This window comes from Actinomadura spongiicola, from assembly GCF_003432485.1.
Taxonomy (GTDB): Bacteria; Actinomycetota; Actinomycetes; order Streptosporangiales; family Streptosporangiaceae; genus Spirillospora; species Spirillospora spongiicola.
In genome coordinates, this window is record NZ_QVNQ01000009.1 from 144,818 (window position 1) to 163,401 (window position 18,584).

Genomic DNA, 18,584 nt, shown 5'->3' on the forward strand with positions numbered 1-18,584 from the left:
GTGTCCGGCATCGTTCCCAGGTGCGGTCCGGCAAACCGGCCGACGCGGTCAGTGGCCCCGGAACGCCTCTTCCAGCCACCAGGCGGGCCGGCCGCGCGTGACCTTGGCGTCCACGACCATCGGCCGGTCGCGTGGACCCGCGAGCCAGGCCGCCACCGCGTCGAGGTCCTCGGGGCGCCGGACGGTCACCGCGTCGCAGCCGTAGCCGCGTCCGATCGCGGCGAGGTCGGTGGGCGGGAACGTCACCGTCCTCAGCGGATGCCCGCCGGGGCCGAAGTGATGGACCTCGGCGCCGTACGCCTCGTCGTCGTAGACGACCACGAGGAGGTCGAGCCTCTGCCGCACGGCCGTCTCCAGTTCCACGGCGGCCATCAGCGCGCCGCCGTCGCCGAGCGCCGCGACCGTCAGCCGGTCGGGACGCGCCACGGCGGCGCCGATGGCGGTGGCGAGGCCGAGCCCGACCGCCTGGAACGCCTGCGTGAACACGAGCCCGTCGGCGTCGGGGACGTCCAGGAACATCGCCGGGTAGCCCATGAAGTTCCCCGAGTCGACGGCGACGGTGCGGTCGCGGGGCAGCATCCGGTCCAGGGCGATCGACAGGGTGCGAGGGTCGATGCGCGGACCGTCCCCGCCGCCGTCCTCGCCGCCGTGTTGGGAGTCTTCGACGTAGGGGACGTCCTGCCAGCGTCCCTCGCGGGCGAGCCGCTCCGCGACCTCGGGCGTGCGGTACCCGGACGCGGAGTGCCCGCGCCGGTCCAGCTCCGCGTCCACGGCCCGCGCCGTCTCGGCGGCGTCCCCGATCAGGCCGAGGTCGACGGGACGGTGCGCGCCGAGCGCCCGCGCGTCCACGTCGACCTGCACGACCGTCGTGTCCGCGCCGACGAGGGCGCCGTGCCGGGTCGTCCACATGTTCAGCGAGCAGCCCCAGCCGACGATCAGGTCGGCGCCCCGGATCAGGTCGGCGGCGGCCGGGGTGGCGAAGCCGCCGCTGACGTCCAGGCCGAACGGGTCCCCCACGAACAGGCCGCGTGCGACGGCGGACGTCGCGTTCAGCGCCCCGCAGCGCCGGGCCAGGTCCGCGAGCGGCTCCCCGGCGCCGGACAGCCGCGCGCCCCGGCCCGCGATGAACACCGGCCGCCGCGCGTCCTCCAGCACGTCGGCCAGCCGGACGATCGCGGTGCGCGGCGGCACGGGCAGCGGCGGCACCGGGGACGGGTCCTGGCGTCGCTCGCTACGGGGCGCGGGACGCGGGCCCGCCGGGTCCGGGTACTCGGCGTCCTGGATGTCCAGCGGCAGTCCGAGCAGGACGGTGCGGCGCTCGGCGACCGCGGTGCGGCAGGCGCGGGCCACGTCGGCGAGCGCGGTCCCCGGCGAGTGGACCCGCTCGGGGACGGCGCCGACCGCCGCGGCCAGGGCGGCCTGGTCGACCCGGAAGTTGGAGCGGACCGCGGAGGCGGCGACCTCACCGGCCACGACCAGCAGCGGGGTGCGACTCTTGGCGGCCTCGGCGATGCCGGTGACGGCGTTGGTGAGGCCGGGGCCCTGATGCACCGACACCACCCCGAGGCCGCCGCTGACCCGCGCGTACGCGTCGGCCATCGTGGCGGCGCCGCCCTCGTGCCGGGCGGCCACGAACCGCGCCCCGTTCGCGATCAGCGCGTTGGTGACGTGGAAGTTGCCGCTGCCGACCACCCCGAAGACGGTGTCGGCGCCGAGCCGCGCGAGGTGCCGCCCCACCGCCTCCGCGACCTTCATCGTTCGACCAGTGCCAGTACTCGGGCGGGACTGCCCGAGCCGCCGACGATGGGCAGCGGCGACGCCAGCAGCACGGCGCCGCGGGCGGGCAGCCGGTCGAGGTTCCGCAGCTGGGTGAGCCCGTACTTGCCCGCGCCGAGGAAGTAGGAGTGACAGGGGAACGGCGGTTCGAACCCGTGCGCGGCGCCCGCGTCGGTGCCGACGGTCTCCACGCCGAGGCCGACGAGTCGCGTCTCCTCGGCGAGCCAGCGGGCGCACTCGGGCGAGATGCCGGGCGTGTGGGGGCCGGTGTCGTCGGCGTTGAGGAAGGCGTCCTGGTCACCGGCGCGGGCGTCCCAGCCCGTCCGGTACAGCAGCCAGCCGCCGTCCGGGAGCGGACCGTGCTCGGCCTCCCAGTCGCGGACGTGCTCGATCTCCAGCAGGAAGTCGGGGTCGGTCGCGGCGCGGGCGGAGGCGTCCAGCACGACGGCGGGGGCGACGAGCCGTCCGGGCGGGACCTGGGCGACGTCCTCGCCGTCCCGGCCGGTGACCCAGTGCACGGGCGCGTCGAAATGGGTGCCGACATGCTCACCCGCCTCGAAGTCGTTCCAGTACCAGGCGGGACCACGGTCGTCGTACCGGCTGATCTCCCTGAGCCGGAACGGCGTCGTGTTCGCGAACGGCTCCGGCAGCTTCAGGATCGGGGTGCGCTCCGACAGGGGCGCGGTCAGGTCGACGACCTCGACCCCGCCGTCGCGGACGGCGCTGAGCAACTGGGCGAGCACGGACATCGTTCCTCCGGCGGCGCGAGCGGCTGAGAGTCACGGGAGCCACCCGAACGTACCGCAGATGTGCCTGTTCGAAGTGTCACCCGACGCAGGCCTGCCCCGGTCGCTCACCCTCATGTCACGGACGCCGCCGTGTCGGTCACTCGCTCCCCCAACCAGCCGTTACGCGGAACAAACCGGACGCGGCACAGGTTAGGCTTGCCTAAGTACTGATCGGAATCCTCGGAGGGTTGGATGGCGACGGAACCGGCGCGCAAGGGACGCGGGCTGCACAGGGGGACGGTGCTGCGGACCGCGCGCATCACCCCGCACATGATCCGCGTGGTGATCGGGGGTGCGGGACTCGCCGGGTTCGGCGCGGGAGAGTTCACCGACCACTACGTCAAACTGCTGTTCCCGCAGACCGGCGTCACCTATCCCGAGCCGTTCGACATGGAGGTGATCCGCGCGGAGCTGCCACGGGACCAGTGGCCGGTCACCCGGACCTACACCGTCCGCGCGTGGGATTCCGAGGCCGTCGAGCTCACCATCGACTTCGTCCACCACGGCGAGAAGGGCCTGGCGGGCCCGTGGGCGGCGCGGGCGCGGCCCGGCGACGAGATCTACTTCATGGGACCGGGCGGCGGCTACGCGCCCCGCGCCGACGCCGGCTGGCATCTGCTCGTCGGCGACGAGAGCGCGCTCCCGGCGATCGGCGCCTCGCTCGAGCGGATCCCCCGCGACGCCCAGGCCCGCGTCTTCGTCGAGGTCGCCGGTCCCGAGGAGGAGCAGGACCTGCCGACGCCGTGCGACGCGGAGATCGTGTGGCTGCACCGCAACGGCGGCGCGATCGGCGACCTGCTGGTCGAGGCCGTCCAGAACATGAAGTTCCCCGACGACGACGTGCACGCCTTCGTCCACGGCGAGGCCAACTTCGTCAAGGCGCTGCGGCGGCACCTGCGGGTCGAGCGGGGCCTACCGATGGAGCGGCTGTCCATATCCGGGTACTGGCGGGTCGGCCGGGACGAGGACGGCTGGCAGTCCGGCAAGCGCGACTGGAACCGCCAGGTCGAGGAGGAAGAGGCGCGGGCCCTGGCCTGACCCGCCGCCCCGCCGCCCCGCCGCCGCACCGCCGTCACCCCGCCCGCCGTTCGTGTTCGCGCGACTACCAAGGGTGATCAAGGGTAGCTAGCCGGTGTGAAGGAGAAACTTGGAGATGCCGGACGCAAGGGCCGGCTGCTGATCATCGGCGGGGCGGAGAACCGGACCTGCGGGGCCGGGGCACTGGAGACCTTCGTCGAACTGGCGGGCGGCGAGGACGCCCGCATCGTCGTCGTGACCACGGCGACCGAGGTCCCCGACGAGGTCGCCGACGCGTACACGGCCGTGTTCGGACGGCTCGGCGTGACCTCGGTGCGGGAACTGCGGCTGCTCGGCCGGGCCGCGGCCGACGACCCGGCGACGCTGCGGGCGCTGGAGGCGGCGAGCGGGGTGCTGTTCAGCGGCGGCGACCAGTCGCGGCTGCGCACCCTGGTGGGGTCCAACACCAACGAGCTGCTGAAGCGGCGGCTCCACCAGGATGGCCTGGTCATCGCCGGGACCAGCGCGGGCGCCACGGCCCTCGGCCACTGGATGATCCTCGGCGGGCGGGGGCACGAGGTGGCCGCGTCCACCGTGCGGGTGGGCCCGGGCCTCGGGCTGCTGGACAACGTGCTGATCGACATGCACTTCAACGAGCGTGGCCGGCTGCCGAGGCTGATGAGCGGCATCGCGCTCGACACCAGGCTCCTCGGCGTCGGCATCGACGAGGACACCGCGATCGTGGTCGGCGACGGCCGGTTCGAGGTCGTCGGCACGGGCGTGGTCACGGTCGTGGACGCCGAGCAGTCCACGGTCGCCTACGCCGCCTCCGACGACGAGCCGATGGCGATGCTGGACGTGTCGCTGCACCTGCTGCCCGCCGGCTGCGCGTTCCAGATGAACGACCGGCTCCCGGCGATCGGGAACATGCGCGGCCCGGAGGAGGGGTAGCGGTGCGCCTCGACCAAGTGCGCCGCCTGAGCGGCCCGAACGTGTACCTGCCGCGTCCGGTGGCGATCGCGCGGCTCGACCTCCAGGGCCTCACCGGCCACGAGACGACCGACCATCCCGGGTTCGCGGAGCGGCTGGTGGAGGCGCTCCCGGGCCTGGCGTCGCACCACTGCTCGGCCGGCCGGCCGGGCGGGCTGCTGGACGCGATGGCGCGCGGCACGTACTTCGGGCACGTCACCGAGCACGTGACGCTGGAGCTGTCCGGGCTGATCGGCCGGGAGGTGTTCTTCGGGCGGACGGTGCGGGCGGGCGGGCCCGCCGAGTACGACGTGGTGCTGGAGTGCCCGCGCGACGAGCCGTCCGGCAGCCCCGTGGTGGAGGAGCTGATCGCGCTGGCGCTGCGGCTGGTCGGCGGGGCGCTCGCCGGGTGGGTGCCGGACCCGTCCGGCGACCTGGCCCGGATCGGCGCCGTCCACGAGGCGGAGCGGCTCGGGGTGAGCACCTCGGCGCTGGCCCGCGCGGCGCGCCGCCGGGGCGTACCGGTCCGCCGGGTCGGCGGCCTGAACCTGCTGCGGCTCGGATACGGGCGGTACCGGCGGACGGTGTGGGCGGCGATGACCGACGGCACCTCGGCGATCGGGATGGAGGTCGCGGGCGACAAGCGCCTCGCGCACCGGGTGCTCGCCGACGCGGGCGTGCCCGTCCCGGAGGGGCGGGTGGCGGCGTCGGCGGCGGAGGCGCTGGAGGCGCTGCGCGCCATCGGCGGCCCGGTGGTCGTCAAGCCGCTGTCGGGCCACCAGGGCGAGGGCGTCCATGTCGAGTTGTCCACGCCGCCGGAGGTCGTGGCGGCGTTCGCGGCGGCGGCCGGGGAGGACGGCGAGGTGATCGTCGAGTCCTACATCCCGGGCCGGGACTACCGCGTCCTGGTCGTCGGCGGCCGGGTCGTCGCGGCGGCGGAGCTGACCGCGGCGTGCGTCACCGGCGACGGGACCGCCACGGTCGCCGAGCTGGTGGAGCGGGTCAACGCCGACCCGGCGCGCGGCGAGGGCCACGACCGGCCGCTGACGCGGCTGACGCTCGGCGCGACGGAGCTGGCGGTGCTGGCGCGGCACGGCCACGGCCCGGGGTCGGTCCCGGCGTGCGGGGAGCGGGTGTGGCTGCGCCGCAACGCGAACCTGTCCACCGGCGGGACCAGCAGGGACGTGACGGGCGAGGTGCACCCGGACGTCGCCGAGCTGTGCGTGCGGGCCGCCGCGACGGTCGGGATGGACGTGTGCGGCATCGACCTGCGGCTGCCCGACATCGCCGTGCCGCCGCCCGCCGACCGCGGCGCCGCCGGGATCCTGGAGGTCAACGCGGCTCCGGGCCTGCGGATGCACCTGGCGCCGCACGAGGGCACCGGACGGGACGTCGCGGGCGACATCATCGACCTGATGTACCCGGCGGGCACGCCGTCGCGGATCCCGGTCGTGTCGGTGACGGGCACCAACGGCAAGACCACGACCGTCCGGATGATCGCGCACATGCTGGAGCTGGCCGGGCGCCGTACCGGGATGACCAGCACCGAGGGCGTGTACGTGGGGCGGCGGCTGGTGCACGCGTCCGACGCGTCCGGGCCGCGGTCGGCGGAGATGGTGCTGGGCGATCGGTCGGTGGAGGCGGCGGTGCTGGAGACGGCGCGGGGCGGGATCGTGCGGCGCGGCCTCGGCTACGACCGCGCCGACGTCGCCGTCGTCACCAACATCACCCGCGACCATCTCGGCGCGGACGGCGCCGACTCCCTGGACGACCTCGTCCACATCAAGGCCCTCGTCGCCGAGGAGATCCGGTCCGGCGGCCACCTCGTCCTCAACGCCGAGGACCCGGCGACGGCGGGCCTCGCGGACCGTCCCGGCGTGCGGGCCCGCGCGCCCGTGCTCCGCTACTTCGCGGCGTCGCCCGACGCGCCCGTGCTCGCGGAGCGTCTGGCGGGCGGCGGCCTCGGCTACTTCGTGGACCGCCATGGCTGGTTGACGGAGGCGTGCGGCGACCGCCGGACCCGGATCCTGCCGGCCGACGAGGTGGCGGGCTCGTTCGGCGGGCACGCCGCCCACGTGGTCGCGGACGCGCTCGCCGCCTGCGCCGCCGCCCGCGCGCTCGACGTCCCGGTGGACGTCCTGGCACGCGCCCTGCGCACGTTCGACCCGCACACGCGCAACCCGGGCCGGGGCTGCGTCTACCAGGTCGGGGACAATCCCGTCCTGGTCGACTACGCCCACAACCCGGCGTCGGTCGCGGCGATCGGCGCGTTCGTCGAGCGGCGCTGGGGCGGCCCCGATCGGAAGGGAGAGGGGCGCGGTGGAGGGGTCGCCGCGGTGACGCTGCCGGGCGACCGGTCCGACGAGCTGGTGATCGAGACGGCGCGGGCCGTGGCCCGGACGTTCGACCGTGTCGTCGTCTACGAGGACGAGGACCTGCGCGGCCGCCGCTCCGGCGAGATGACCCGCCTGATCGTGCGGGGGCTGCGGGACGGCCGCGCGGACGTGCGGACGCACCCGGCGGGCGACCTGAAGGGGGCGCTGACGTCGGCGCTGGACGTCGCCGAGCCGGGCGAGCCCGTCCTGCTCCTGTACGAGAAGCTCCAGCCCGTCGTGGAGCTGCTCGACACGCTCGGCGCGGAGCCGGGCGGGGACGCGGTCAGGTGAGCGGCAGGCCGACGTAGTTCTCGGCGAGCGAGGTCGCGGCGGCCTTCGACGTGGCCACATACTCCAGGTTGGAGCGCTGGAGCCGCCGCTCGAACGCGGTCGCGGCCGGGTCGACGTGCAGCAGCGTCGTCATCCAGTAGGAGAAGTGCTCGGCCCGCCAGACGCGCCGCAGGCACGCGTCGGAGTAGCCGTCCAGCAGCGTCTCCGACCCGGTGGCGTACCGCTCGGTGAGCGCCCGCGCGAGGATCGTCACGTCGGACACGGCGAGGTTGAGGCCCTTCGCCCCGGTCGGCGGGACGATGTGGGCCGCGTCCCCGGCGAGGAACAGCCGGTCGTGCCGCATCGGCTCGGCCACGAAGCTGCGCATCGGCGTGATCGACCTGTCGGTGATGGGGCCCTCGCGGAGGGTCCATCCGTCGTCGGTCGTGAACCGCGCGGCCAGCTCGTCCCAGATGCGGGCGTCGGACCAGGCTGCGATGTCCTCGTCCGGTGACACCTGCAGGTACAGGCGGCTGACCGTGGGCGAGCGGAGGCTGTGCAGCGCGAACCCGCGGTCATGGTGGGCGTAGATCAGTTCGTCGGTGGACGGTGGCACGTCGGCGAGGATCCCCAGCCACGCGAACGGGTACTCGCGGGAGTACGTCCGCAGGCCCGGCACGGCCGTGCGGCCGACGCCGTGGAACCCGTCGCAGCCCGCGATGTAGTCGCAGTCCAGGGTGCGGGTCTCGCCGCCGCTGCGGAACGTCACGCTCGGCGCGGACGCGTCCAGGTCGACGACCTCCGCCTCGAACCGCACGTCGCCGCCGTCCGCCAGGCGCCGGGCGACGAGATCCTTGACGATCTCGGTCTGCGCGTAGACGGTCACCGCCCGGCCGGTCAGATCGGTCATCGGGATCCGGTGCCCGGCGCCGCCGAACCGCAGCTCCAGACCGTGGTGGACGAGGCCCTCCCGGTCGAGCCGGTCCCCGACGCCGCTGTCGCGCAGGACGTCGGTCGTGCCCTGCTCCAGCATCCCGGCCCGCTGCCGATGCTCCACGTAGTCGCGGTCCCGGCTCTCCAGCACGACCGAGTCGACGCCCTGGAGGTGAAGCAGATGGGACAGCAGCAGCCCCGCGGGCCCGCCGCCGATGATCGCGACCTGTGTGCGCATCGATCCTCCTCGCCGCCGGTTCATCCGGCGCCGCTCGTGTCGAAGTTCGTGTCGGGACGGCCGCGCCAGTGCGCCGCCACGTCGCGGGACAGGGCGCGCACGGCCGTCGTCAGCGGCGGCAGCAGCCGCCGCAGGTCGGCGCCCCGGGTGCCGGAGACCAGCGACATCGCCGCGACCACCTCCCCGGACCCGTCCCGGACCGGGGCGCCGACGGACGAGGCGCCCAGCGTCATCTCGTCGCGGGTCAGCGCGTAGCCGGAGCGGCGGACCTGTTCGAGGGAGCGGCGCAGGTCGTCCGCGTCGGTGATGGACCGCGACGCGTACCGTGCCAGCTCCCCGGCCAGGACCTTCTCACGGACGTCCGGCGGCGCGTGCGCCAGCAGCACCTTGCCCAGGCCGGTGGTGTGCAGCGGCAGCGTCTGCCCGACCTGCGTCACGACCGGCACCGAGCGGGTGCCGCGGAGCCGCTCCACGATCAGCACCCGGTCGTCGCGCAGGACGCCGAGCTGCACGTTGTCGTGCGTGGCCTCGTACAGGTCCTCCATGTGGGGCAGCGCCAGCTCGCGCAGCCCCATCACGGCCGGGGCCTGGCTGCCGATCCGCCACAGCCGGGTGCCGATGCGGTACGTGCCGTCCGGGACCCGCTCCAGGAACCCGCCCTCGGTCAGCTCGCCGACAAGGCGGTGACCGGTGGCCAGCGGCAGTCCGGCGCGGCGGCAGATCTCGCTCAGGTTCGGCCGGACACCGCCCTGCGCGAACGCGTTCAGGATCGCCATCACCTTGCCCGCGACGCTGACCGGCCGCTCGCCCCCCACGTGTCACCACCCGCCCGTGACGTCACTCCTGTTCGTTGAGTACCCGTTGGGCGACGGCGAACGCCGAGTTCGCCGCGGGCACCCCGCAGTAGATCGCCGACTGGAGGAGCACCTCCTTGATCTCGTCGGCGGTCAGCCCGTTGCGGAGCGCGGCCCGCACGTGCATCGCCAGCTCCTCCAGGTGACCGCCGGCGACCATGGCGGTGAGCGTGATGCAGCTGCGGGTCCTGCGGTCCAAGCCGGGACGGCTCCAGATCTCCCCCCACGCGTACCGGGTGATCAAGTCCTGGAAGTCGGTGGTGAAGTCGTCCTTGCGGGCCTCCGCGCGGTCGACGTGGGCGTCGCCGAGGACCTGGCGGCGCGTCGTCATGCCCTGCCCGTGCCGGTCTGCCTCGTGCAGGCGCCCGTCGGTGCTGCGGTCGGTCATCGGTCGGCTCTCCTCCAGGTGCGGTCCAGATGCGCGATGATCGCGTCGGTGACGGGGCCGGGCCGTTCGGCGTTCGCGAGGTGCCCGGCGCCCTCGACGACCGTGAGACGGGCGTCGGGGATGCCCGCCGCCAGCCGGTCGGCGTGGCCGTCCGCGGGCGTCGGCATGTCCAGTTCCCCGGCGATCACCAAGGTGGGGGCGGTGATCTCGCCGAGCCGGGCGGTGACGTCGAACCGGGCCAGGGCGTCGCAGCAGGCCGCGTAGCCCTCGGGGTCGGTCGCGCGGAGCATCGCCACGTACGGGTCCGCGCCGGTGAAGGACGGCGTGAACCAGCGTCCGGCGGCCGTGTCGGCCACCGGGCCGACGCCCTCGCGGCGGACGAGCGCCGCCCGGTCCCGCCAGGGCCCCGGGTCGCCGAAGCGCGGGGACGTGCAGCACAGCACGAGGCCGGCGACACGGTCGGGGGCGCGCAGCGCGAGCGCGGCGCCGATCGCCCCGCCGAGCGACACGCCCGCGTACGCGACCCGGTCGACGCCGAGGTCGTCGAGCAGGCCGGCGATCCCGTCGGCGAGGTCCTCGACGGTGAACGGCCCGTCCGGCGGCGGCTCCAGCCCGTGGCCGGGCAGGTCGTAGCGCAGGACGCGCCAGGACCGGGTCAGCGCGGGCAGCTGCGGCGCCCACAGGTCCATGGTCGTGCCGAGGGACGGGCCGAGCACGACGACGGGCGCGTCGGCCGGGCCGTCCAGGCGGTGACGCGGTGGACGGGCGGTCATGCGCGGCTCCCACGGTAGGCGGCCAGGGCCCGGTCGACGAGCGCGGCGGCGGCGCCGACGCCCGGGTCGTCCCCGAGGACGCTCAGCAGGTCGTCGAGGTCGGCGCGCATCGGCTCCGGGAACACCTCCAGGCCCTCCAGCAGTTCCACGGCGGTCTCGGCGGCGCCGCCGGTGAGGCGCAGGCACTCGCGCAGCGGCTGCCACTCGGCGTGCCACTCCCCCGCGGGCCGCTCGTGCGGCGCGGCCTGCGCGGCGAGGATCACCTGTACCTGTGCCGGGACCTGGAGCGCCGCGGCGCGGATCACGGTGGACAGCGCCGGGTTGCGCTTGTGCGGCATCGACGACGACCCGCCCTTGCCGGGACCGGCGGCCTCGGCGACCTCGGCGAGCTCGCTCTGCGACAGCAGCCACACATCGGTGGCGATCTTCCCGAGCGCGCCGGTGACCAGCGCCAGCGCAGCCGCGAGGTCGGCGACCGGCGTGCGGCGCGTGTGCCACGGCAGGACGGGACACGCCAGCCCCGTCTCCTCCGCGTACGCGGCGACCAGGTCGAGGGCCCGGTCGCCGTAGGCGTCCAAGGTCCCGGCGGGGCCGCCGAGCTGGACGGGCAGCGGCACGGCGGCGAGCCGGGCGCGGGCGTCCAGGCAGCCCGTCAGCCAGTTCGCGACCTTCGCGCCGAACGTCGTCGGCAGCGCGTGCATGCCGAGCGTGCGGGCGGGCATCGGCGTGTCGCGGTACCGCGTCGCGAGCCCGGCCAGCGCGTCCAGTGCCCGGTCGAGCCGGGCGAGGACGACGCGCCTGGTCCGGGCCGCGACGAGCATGGCGCCGGTGTCGACGATGTCCTGGCTGGTGGCGCCGCGGTGGACGTGGCCGCCCGCGGGACCGGCCAGCCGCCGCAGGTCGGCGACCAGCGGCACGACGGGGTTGCCCGCGTCGCGGGCGCGGCGGGCCAAGTCGACCAGGTCGAACCGGTCGGCGACGGCGGCGGCGGCGATCGCCTCCGCCGCGTCGGCGGGCACGATCCCGAGCCGGGCCTGCGCGCGGGCGAGGGCCACCTCGGCGTCCAGCATGGCCGCCAGGTAGGCGAGGTCACCGGTGGCGGCCTCCGCCTCCGTTCCCGCGCGGACGGGCGACAGCAGGCCCGCGTCCGGCGACACCGCGGCGCGGTCCCGCCCGCGCTCGGCGCGTTGCCGGTCAGGGTGGCCGGGCCGGTCGGGCCGGTCGGCGTGGGCGTCAGAAGCCAAGGAAGACCGTCTCCCGCTCCCCCTGGAGGTGGACGTCGAACCGGTACCGCCGCTCCCCCTCACGCTCGGCGATCAGGGTCGCGCGCCGCTCGTCGGGGACGGCGCCGAGCAGCGGGTCGTGCGCGTGCGCCGCCGCGTCCTCGGGGAAGTACAGCCGGGTGAACACGGGCTTGAGCAGGCCCCGCGCGAACACCAGCACGGCGATGTAGGGGGCGGCGTCGCCGACCGCGCCGGGCTTGACGGTGCCGAACCAGAAGCCGCCGTCGGAGTCGGTGGCGCACCGTCCGAAGCCGGAGAAGTCGTGCCCGGCCCGGACGAGGCCGCCGAGGCTCCGCGGGACGCGGCCGTTCTCGTCGGCCTGCCAGATCTCCAGCAGCGCGTCGGGGACGGGCTCGCCCGCGCCGTCCAGGACGCGGCCGCGCACCCGGATCGCGTCCGGGCGCCAGCCGGGCACGACCTCCGGCCCGGCCTCGTAGGGCAGCGCGTAGCCGAAGAACGGGCCGACGGTCTGCGACGGGGTGGTCATCAGGCCTCCATCGGGGTGTCGCCGAGGACGATGTCCCACGCGTAGCCGAGCGCCCACTCCGGCCGGGTCAGGTCCATGTCGAAACGGGCGATCAGCTTCTCGCGGTCCCGCTGGTCGGGGATCGACTGGAAGATCGGGTCATAGGCGAACAGCGGATCGCCGGGGAAGTACATCTGCGTGACGAGACGCTGCGTGAACGCCGTCCCGAAGATCGAGAAGTGGATGTGCGCGGGCCGCCAGGCGTTGTGGTGGTTGCCCCACGGGTACGCGCCGGGCTTGATCGTGATGAACCGGAACCGGCCCTCGTCGTCGGTGAGGCAGCGTCCCGCGCCGGTGAAGTTCGGGTCGAGCGGCGCCGGGTGGACGTCGCCGAGATGGGCGTAGCGGCCCGACGCGTTCGCCTGCCACACCTCCACCAGCGTGTTCCGCACCGGACGGCCGGCGCCGTCCAGGACGCGACCGGTCACGGTGATCCGCTCGCCGAGCGGCTCACCGGCGTGCTGGGTGGTGAGGTCGAAGTCCCGGGTGCCGAGTTCCTGGTGGCCGAAGACCGGCGCGGTCGCCTCGATGCTGTCCGGGCCGAGTTTCGGCATGATCAGCTCCTGCGCCGGGGCGCGGAGCACGGTGCTCTTGTAGGCCGGGTACAGGTACGGAGGGTGCGTCATGCGTTCGTCCCCTCCGCCGGGCGGCCGGCCACCCGCGTGCGGGCCCGGCCGGCGCGTCCTGCGCCGGTGGGCGTCGGCGCGCGCTCGTCGCCCGTCGGCGCCACGAGCTTGTCCATGTTTCCCATTCCCCCTCGTGCGGGCGGCTCCGGCCGTCGTGCGGGAGCCGCTGGCACCAGCCTGACAGGCGGCGCGGCGAGCGCCGCACGCGGGTTTCCGCTCAGTGGAAGACCCGCCCGGGGGCGTGCGGGGCGTGCCCGGATCAGATCCGTTCGGGCAGGCCGAACACGGGGAACATGGCCGGGTAGAAGAACGCGGAGACGTGCGCGACGCCGTCCTTCGTGACGTCGAGGACCTGGATCTGGTAGGGGCGGTGCACGCCGTCCTCGTCGCGCATGTAGAGCCCGAACGCGGGCTGACCGTTCGCGGCGGTCGGGACCATGCGGATGTCGTCGGGGGCGGGGCCGCACTGCGCCTCGATGAGCCGCACGACCCGCTCGGCGCCGACGAACCACTCCAGGTGCGGCGGCATCTCCCAGATGACGTCCTGCTTGAACAGCTCGATCAGGCCGGCGATGTCGGCGGTCTCGAACGCCTTGGCGTACCGTTCGAGGAGCTCACGCTGCGCCGGGTCGGTCGGCTCGACCAGTTCGTCGCGCAGGGGGGCGTTGTCCTCCAGCTGCGCCCGCGCCCGCTGCAGCGCGCTGTTGACCGCGGCGGTCGAGGTGTCGAGCAGTTCGGCGACCTCCGCGGCCCGCCACTTCAGGACGTCCCGCAGGATCAGCACGACCCGCTGCTTGGCGGGCAGGTGCTGAAGCGCCGCGACGAACGCCAGGCGGGTGCTCTCCCGCGCGGCGACGATCGTGGCCGGGTCGGCGGCGTCCGCGCCTAGCACGGCGTCGGGCGCCGGCTCCAGCCACGGCACCTCGGGCGAGGCGACGACCGGTCGTTCCGGTTCGTCGCTCGGCGCGCCCAGCCCGGACGGCATGGGCCGGTTGCCGCGCTGGTCGATCGCGGTGAGGCACACGTTCGTCGCGATCTTGTACAGCCACGTCCGGAGGGACGAGCGTCCCTCGAAGTTCCCGTAGGACCGCCAGGCCCGCAGGTAGGTCTCCTGTACCAGGTCCTCGGCGTCGTGCATGGAGCCAAGCATCCGGTAACAGTGCGCCAGCAGCTCCCGCCGGTAGGGGTCGGCTGCTGCCTGGAAGTCCCGGTCTGTGTCTATGGTGCTGTTCGCCATGAGAGGCCGTCACCTTCGTTCGGCGTCGACGCGCGGACGGCTCCACCGACGGGGCCCGTCTGCTTCCGTGTCGTCTCCGACCGTATGCGGACCCACTGACAGAACCGTGCGACCCGTCCTCATCCTACGCCCCGACCAGCGCGAACTTCCCCGACGCCGTCCGGGACGGGCCCGGGAAACCGAGTTTCTCCCGCGCGAAACACTTCCGTGGCGGCGGGTATGCCTGCACCCTAGAGTGCACATCAACCGGCGGCCTCGGGAGGGACCGTGATCGCGAGACCGGAGGGCGGCCCCCGCGTCGTGGTGGGGGTGGACGACTCCGCGGGCGCCCGGTGCGCCCTCTCCTGGGCGATCGGCGAGGCGCGGCTGCGGCGGCTGCCGCTGCTGGTCGCGCACGCCGCGCCGCTGCCCCCGCACGTTTCGGCGGCCGGGCAGCTCGGCTGCGGCATCACCGAGGCGCTGCGCGGCTCCGGCGCCGAGCTGATCGCGCGGCTGCTCGCGGAGGTGAGCGACGGCCCGCCGGACGGGGTGGAGATGACGGCGCTGGCCCTGGTCGGCGAGCCGGGGGCCACGCTGGTGCGGCTGGCGGGCGAGGACGACATCCTCGTCGTCGGGCACGGCGCACGCGGCCCGTTCTCGCGGCTGCTGCGCCCGTCGGTGCGGCTGCACTGCGCGCGGCGGGCGCGGGCGACGCTGGTGTGCGTCCGGCCGCCCACGTTCGACACGCTGCTGGAGCGGCTGATCGCGCGGGACGAGTCCCCCGAGCACGTGCCGGACTCCCGGTTCCGCCGCCTCGGGCGTCGCCTGCGCCTGCCGCTGTGAGTCGCGCGGGTCCGGGCGGGACGTCCCGCATAGGGTTTCCTCATGCGCAAGTACGTCATCGTCGGGCCACTCGGCAGCGGTAAGGGGACGCAGTCCGCGCTGCTCGCACGCGATCTCGACATCGTGCACATCAGCGTCGGCGACGTCTTCCGGTGGCATGTCAAGAACCACACCAAGCTCGGCGCCCAGGTGCGGCGCATCATGGCGGCCGGTGAGCTGGTCGGCGACGACCTGGTGGAGGGCGTGGTCCGCGACCGCCTCGACCAGCACGACTGGAACTACGGCTTCGTCATCGACGGGTTCCCGCGCAACAGCAGGCAGGCCGAGTTCTTCCTGGAGGGCTACGACATCGACGGCGTGATCCATCTCGACCTCCCGGACGGGGAGGTCCGGCGCCGCGTCCTGGCCCGCCGGTACTGCTCCCGGTGCGGGATGGACTACAACCTGATCGCCGACCGTCCCACCGAGGAGGGACGCTGCGACGTGTGCGGCGGCGAGCTGGTCGCCCGGGAGGACGACACGGAGGAGGCCCTCGTCGAGCGGCTGCGCCTGTACCACGAGAAGACCGACCCCGTCCTGGAGCTGTTCGGCCGCAAGGAGTACGTGGTGACCGTCGACGCAACGCCGGGCGTCGACGAGGTGCAGCGGACGATCAGGGAACGTCTCGCGCTGCCCCCGCCGCTCTGACCTCCAAGGATCACATCGAACGGCCCGCCAGCTCGGCGGGGAGGTCCTCGCGGTGCAGGACGGTCAGGGACGTGACGGCGCGGGTCAGCACCACGTACAGCCGGGCCAGGCCGCGTGCCTCCGCGGCGGCGATCGCGGCGGGCTCCGCGACGATCACATGGTCGTACTCCAGGCCCTTGGCGAGGGTGGCCGGGACGAGGAGGAGACGGGCGTCGCCGCCCGAGTCGGGCCCGAGCACGCCGTGCTCCAGGCCGGCGGACCGCAGCGCGGCGGCGTGCGCGTCCGCCGCCGCGTCCGGGACGATCAGGCCGACCGAGCCGGGCCGGGCGAGGGCCTCGCGGGCGGCGTCGACGGCGTCGGTCACCGGGTCGGCGACGCGCCGCACGTCCAGGGCGCCCGCGCCGGGACGCAGCGAGCGGGGCCTTTCCAGTGTGGGCGCGACGTGCGGGAGCAACCGGGCCGCGTAGTCCAGGACGGTTCCTGGGACGCGGAAGCCGAGGGTGAGCTCGGTGACGTCGCCGTCCTGCCCGAGGTGGGTGAGAACGTCCTTCCAGGACCGCGCCGACCAGGCCGTGGTGCCCTGCGCGATGTCGCCGAGGACGGTCGCCGAGCCCGTCCCGCAGCGGCGGCCCAGCGCCCGCAACTGCATCGCCGACAGGTCCTGCGCCTCGTCCACGACGAGGTGCCCGAGTGACGGGGTCCGCTCGATCAGGTCGTTCAGCTCGTCGAGCAGCGCGCGATCGGCGGCTGTCCAGGCGGCCGAGCGGTGGGAGCGGGCCGGTTTCGCCCACAGCAGCGCGGCCTGCTCGTCGTCGTCCAGGACGCCCTTGGCGGCCCGGCGCAGGAAGTCGGCGTCCGACAGCAGCCGGTACAGGACCTGCTCGGGGGTCAGCTTCGGCCATACCTCGTCGAGGACCCGCCGGACGGGCGCGCTCCGCGCGACCTGATCCTGGACCCGGTCGTCGGGCGCCTCGCCGCGCCGCTCCATCCGCACGAGGATCTGGTGCGCGAGCCGCTGCGCGAACGCGGCGCGGCCGCTGCCGTACCGGGTCGTGCCGCGCAGCGCGGCGGCGATCTCCCGGACCTCGTGGTCGGCGAGCCGGTGGCGGGCCGAGCCGCGGGTGACGACCAGGCCGTCCACCGGCTTGCGGACGTGCAGCCACAGGGCCTTGCGCAGCACGTCCGCCATCCGCGCCTCGCCCTTGAGGGCGGCGACCCGCGCCGGCTCCCCCGCCGTCGGCGCGCCGAGCAGGTCGTCGACCGTGGCCTGCTCGACCTTGACCTCGCCGAGCGCGGGCAGGACCGCCGAGATATAGGCGAGGAACGCCCGGTTGGGGCCGACGATCAGGACCCCGGCCCGCGCCAGCCGCTCCCGGTGCGTGAACAGCAGGTACGCCGCGCGGTGCAGGCCGACGGCCGTCTTTCCGGTGCCCGGCGCGCCCTGCACGCACACGGTGCGGGGCAGGTCCGCGCGGACGATCGCGTCCTGTTCCGGCTGGATGGTGGCGACGATGTCGCGCATCGGCCCGGTCCGGGGACGCTCGATCTCCTCGGTCAGGATGCGGGACGGGCCGAGGTCCCCGCCGTCGAGGGGTTCGTCCTCGAACGCGGTCAACTCCCCCGCCTGGAAGCCGAACCGGCGCCGCAGCCGCCATCCCATGGGTTCGGTGGGACCGGCCTGGTAGAAGGCCCGCGACACGGGGGCGCGCCAGTCCAGCACGAGCGGGCGTCCCTCGTCGCCGTCGTGGACGTGCCGCCGCCCCACGTACATGACCGCCGGCAGGTCGGAGTCCTCCGCCGGAACATCCGGGCCGTCCGGGCGGACGTCGCGGTCCATGCGACCGAAGAACAGCGGGGCGTCGGGATGGTCGGCGAGCGCGGCGACGCGCTGGTCGAGCAGCGATTCCAGGTACTGCTTGGACACCCAGTCGGCCGCCACGTCCGCGGACAGGCCGCTCGCGTGCTCGCGCATCCGGCGCAGCGCGGCGCGGGACGCGGCCAGGTGCGCGCGTTCGGCGGCGAGAACGGCCGCCTGGTCGGGCTGGACGGGCTCGTCGGGTTCGCCGGGCATGGGCGTGGACCTCCGGAAGGAAGGGGGGCGAGGGCGAAACTCACCACCTTACCGACAGGGGTCGAGGTCGGCGCAGTCCGTTTTCCGGCGGCGGTGCGCCTTGCCGGTCGGGCCGGGGTGTGTGACGTTGGGCGGCATGGTCACTCTGACGGGACGGTCGGCGTTGGTCACGGGAGCCTCGTCCGGCATCGGCGCGGTCGTCGCCGAGGCGCTGGCGGCCGCCGGGGCGCGCGTCGGCGTCGTCGCGCGCCGCAAGGACAGGCTGGAGCAGGTCCTCGCCCGGTGCCGGGAGCACGCGCCCGACTCGGCGCTGTGGACGGCCGACCTCGCCGAACTCGACGCGATCCCCGATCTCGCGGCCGCCGTCGAGCGGGAGTTCGGCGGCGTGGACATCCTGGTCAACAACGCGGGAATGCCGAAGCGACGCCGCGTCCAGGACCTGTCCCCCGCCGAGACCGAGGACGTGATGCGCCTCAACTACCTGTCCCCGGTGCGGCTCACGCTCGCGCTGCTGCCCGGGATGATCAGGCGCGGGCGGGGGCATCTGGTGGCGGTCGGCTCGGTCGCGGCGCGGCTCGGGCCCCCGCACGAGGCCGCGTACGCGGCGTCCAAGGCGGCGCTGACCGCGTTCTGGGAGAGCCTGGCGGTCGACCTGGACGGCACCGGCGTGCGGGCCCACGTCGTCCAGCCCGCGCTCATCGCCGGGACCGAGCTGTTCACCCTCCCCGGCAACGAGGAGCCGATCAGCGACCTGTCCGACGCGCTGCCGCCGCGCGAGGTCGCCGACGCGATCCTCGACCTCGTCGGCTCCGGCGGGTTCGAGCGGTACGTGCCGGGCTGGTTCAGCGAGATGGCCTCCGGGAAGGCCGCCGACGTCGACGCGTTCGTCGACGGCGTCAAGGAGTGGACCCGCGACCGGCTCCAGCCCTGAACCGGGGGCGTTCACCCTAA

At 74.7% G+C, this 18,584-nt stretch carries 17 protein-coding genes; 6 read left to right on the forward strand and 11 right to left on the reverse strand.

The window, feature by feature from the left end:
* Positions 1 to 48: 48 nt before the first annotated feature.
* Complete coding sequence (locus D0T12_RS26770) at positions 49 to 1,755, reverse strand: thiamine pyrophosphate-binding protein (RefSeq protein WP_117402726.1); 1,707 nt, start codon at positions 1,753 to 1,755, stop codon at positions 49 to 51.
* A complete protein-coding gene (locus tag D0T12_RS26775; RefSeq protein WP_117402728.1) occupies positions 1,752 to 2,525 on the reverse strand; it encodes a cyclase family protein in 774 nt (257 codons plus the stop codon). Before D0T12_RS26775 ends, D0T12_RS26770 begins: the two co-directional genes overlap by 4 nt.
* Before the next feature lie 231 nt (positions 2,526 to 2,756).
* Here D0T12_RS26775 and D0T12_RS26780 point away from each other — a divergent pair, with 231 nt between their 5' ends.
* From D0T12_RS26780 to cphA, 3 genes are all read left to right on the forward strand, one after another.
* Positions 2,757 to 3,602, forward strand: a complete 846-nt coding sequence (locus D0T12_RS26780; RefSeq protein ID WP_117402730.1) for a siderophore-interacting protein — start codon at positions 2,757 to 2,759, stop codon at positions 3,600 to 3,602.
* 96 nt (positions 3,603 to 3,698) lie between these two features.
* Complete coding sequence (locus D0T12_RS26785) at positions 3,699 to 4,532, forward strand: cyanophycinase (RefSeq protein ID WP_117402732.1); 834 nt, start codon at positions 3,699 to 3,701, stop codon at positions 4,530 to 4,532.
* 2 nt (positions 4,533 to 4,534) lie between these two features.
* Positions 4,535 to 7,216: a cyanophycin synthetase gene (gene cphA, locus D0T12_RS26790; protein WP_117402734.1), complete on the forward strand. Its 2,682-nt coding sequence runs from the start codon at positions 4,535 to 4,537 to the stop codon at positions 7,214 to 7,216.
* Here the strand turns inward: cphA and D0T12_RS26795 are convergent.
* From D0T12_RS26795 to D0T12_RS26825, 8 genes are all read right to left on the reverse strand, one after another.
* Positions 7,209 to 8,366, reverse strand: a complete 1,158-nt coding sequence (locus D0T12_RS26795; protein WP_117402736.1) for a 4-hydroxybenzoate 3-monooxygenase — start codon at positions 8,364 to 8,366, stop codon at positions 7,209 to 7,211. The two genes, cphA and D0T12_RS26795, sit on opposite strands and share 8 nt — an antisense overlap.
* Before the next feature lie 20 nt (positions 8,367 to 8,386).
* Positions 8,387 to 9,181, reverse strand: a complete 795-nt coding sequence (locus D0T12_RS26800; RefSeq protein ID WP_233526306.1) for an IclR family transcriptional regulator — start codon at positions 9,179 to 9,181, stop codon at positions 8,387 to 8,389.
* A 22-nt stretch (positions 9,182 to 9,203) separates the two neighbouring features.
* Positions 9,204 to 9,608 (reverse strand): 4-carboxymuconolactone decarboxylase, encoded by a 405-nt coding sequence (pcaC, locus tag D0T12_RS36020; protein ID WP_199487722.1) that lies wholly within the window; start codon positions 9,606 to 9,608, stop codon positions 9,204 to 9,206.
* Complete coding sequence (gene pcaD / locus D0T12_RS26805; RefSeq protein ID WP_199487723.1) at positions 9,605 to 10,381, reverse strand: 3-oxoadipate enol-lactonase; 777 nt, start codon at positions 10,379 to 10,381, stop codon at positions 9,605 to 9,607. Before pcaD ends, pcaC begins: the two co-directional genes overlap by 4 nt.
* Positions 10,378 to 11,625: a 3-carboxy-cis,cis-muconate cycloisomerase gene (pcaB, locus tag D0T12_RS26810; RefSeq protein WP_233526307.1), complete on the reverse strand. Its 1,248-nt coding sequence runs from the start codon at positions 11,623 to 11,625 to the stop codon at positions 10,378 to 10,380. The genes pcaD and pcaB overlap by 4 nt, the downstream gene beginning before the upstream one ends.
* Positions 11,615 to 12,151: a protocatechuate 3,4-dioxygenase subunit alpha gene (gene pcaG / locus D0T12_RS26815; RefSeq protein ID WP_117402738.1), complete on the reverse strand. Its 537-nt coding sequence runs from the start codon at positions 12,149 to 12,151 to the stop codon at positions 11,615 to 11,617. Before pcaG ends, pcaB begins: the two co-directional genes overlap by 11 nt.
* Positions 12,151 to 12,816, reverse strand: coding sequence for a protocatechuate 3,4-dioxygenase subunit beta (gene pcaH / locus D0T12_RS26820; RefSeq protein ID WP_117402739.1), 666 nt, complete (start codon positions 12,814 to 12,816; stop codon positions 12,151 to 12,153). Before pcaH ends, pcaG begins: the two co-directional genes overlap by 1 nt.
* Positions 12,817 to 13,075: 259 nt before the next feature.
* On the reverse strand, positions 13,076 to 14,053 hold the full coding sequence (locus D0T12_RS26825; protein ID WP_117402741.1) for a sigma-70 family RNA polymerase sigma factor: 978 nt from the start codon (positions 14,051 to 14,053) through the stop codon (positions 13,076 to 13,078).
* Positions 14,054 to 14,320: 267 nt separating this feature from the next.
* Between D0T12_RS26825 and D0T12_RS26830 the strand changes: the two genes are divergently transcribed.
* Positions 14,321 to 14,875 carry a universal stress protein gene (locus tag D0T12_RS26830; protein ID WP_117402743.1) on the forward strand — a complete coding sequence of 185 codons (555 nt, stop codon included), beginning with the start codon at positions 14,321 to 14,323 and terminating at the stop codon, positions 14,873 to 14,875.
* Positions 14,876 to 14,917: 42 nt separating this feature from the next.
* Entirely contained in the window at positions 14,918 to 15,562 is a 645-nt protein-coding gene (locus D0T12_RS26835; RefSeq protein WP_117402744.1) for an adenylate kinase family protein, read from the forward strand.
* A 10-nt stretch (positions 15,563 to 15,572) separates the two neighbouring features.
* On the opposite strand, the gene D0T12_RS26840 is transcribed toward D0T12_RS26835, so the two are convergent.
* Positions 15,573 to 17,633 (reverse strand): HelD family protein, encoded by a 2,061-nt coding sequence (locus tag D0T12_RS26840; protein ID WP_117402746.1) that lies wholly within the window; start codon positions 17,631 to 17,633, stop codon positions 15,573 to 15,575.
* A gap of 136 nt (positions 17,634 to 17,769) precedes the next feature.
* On the opposite strand from D0T12_RS26840, the gene D0T12_RS26845 reads away from it, so the two are divergent.
* Positions 17,770 to 18,564: an SDR family NAD(P)-dependent oxidoreductase gene (locus D0T12_RS26845; protein WP_117402748.1), complete on the forward strand. Its 795-nt coding sequence runs from the start codon at positions 17,770 to 17,772 to the stop codon at positions 18,562 to 18,564.
* The last annotated feature ends 20 nt before the right edge of the window (positions 18,565 to 18,584 follow it).

What these genes read in the sequence shown, in the direction of transcription:
- pcaC (WP_199487722.1), bottom strand. Translation starts at nt 9,608, where the DNA reads ATGACCGACCGCAGCACCGACGGGCGCCTGCACGAGGCAGACCGGCAC.
- D0T12_RS26845 (WP_117402748.1), top strand. Translation starts at nt 17,770, where the DNA reads ATGGTCACTCTGACGGGACGGTCGGCGTTGGTCACGGGAGCCTCGTCC.
- D0T12_RS26835 (WP_117402744.1), top strand. Translation starts at nt 14,918, where the DNA reads ATGCGCAAGTACGTCATCGTCGGGCCACTCGGCAGCGGTAAGGGGACG.
- pcaH (WP_117402739.1), bottom strand. Translation starts at nt 12,816, where the DNA reads ATGACGCACCCTCCGTACCTGTACCCGGCCTACAAGAGCACCGTGCTC.
- D0T12_RS26825 (WP_117402741.1), bottom strand. Translation starts at nt 14,053, where the DNA reads ATGGCGAACAGCACCATAGACACAGACCGGGACTTCCAGGCAGCAGCC.
- D0T12_RS26775 (WP_117402728.1), bottom strand. Translation starts at nt 2,525, where the DNA reads ATGTCCGTGCTCGCCCAGTTGCTCAGCGCCGTCCGCGACGGCGGGGTC.
- D0T12_RS26770 (WP_117402726.1), bottom strand. Translation starts at nt 1,755, where the DNA reads ATGAAGGTCGCGGAGGCGGTGGGGCGGCACCTCGCGCGGCTCGGCGCC.
- D0T12_RS26840 (WP_117402746.1), bottom strand. Translation starts at nt 17,633, where the DNA reads ATGCCCGGCGAACCCGACGAGCCCGTCCAGCCCGACCAGGCGGCCGTT.
- pcaG (WP_117402738.1), bottom strand. Translation starts at nt 12,151, where the DNA reads ATGACCACCCCGTCGCAGACCGTCGGCCCGTTCTTCGGCTACGCGCTG.
- D0T12_RS26780 (WP_117402730.1), top strand. Translation starts at nt 2,757, where the DNA reads ATGGCGACGGAACCGGCGCGCAAGGGACGCGGGCTGCACAGGGGGACG.
- D0T12_RS26795 (WP_117402736.1), bottom strand. Translation starts at nt 8,366, where the DNA reads ATGCGCACACAGGTCGCGATCATCGGCGGCGGGCCCGCGGGGCTGCTG.
- pcaD (WP_199487723.1), bottom strand. Translation starts at nt 10,381, where the DNA reads ATGACCGCCCGTCCACCGCGTCACCGCCTGGACGGCCCGGCCGACGCG.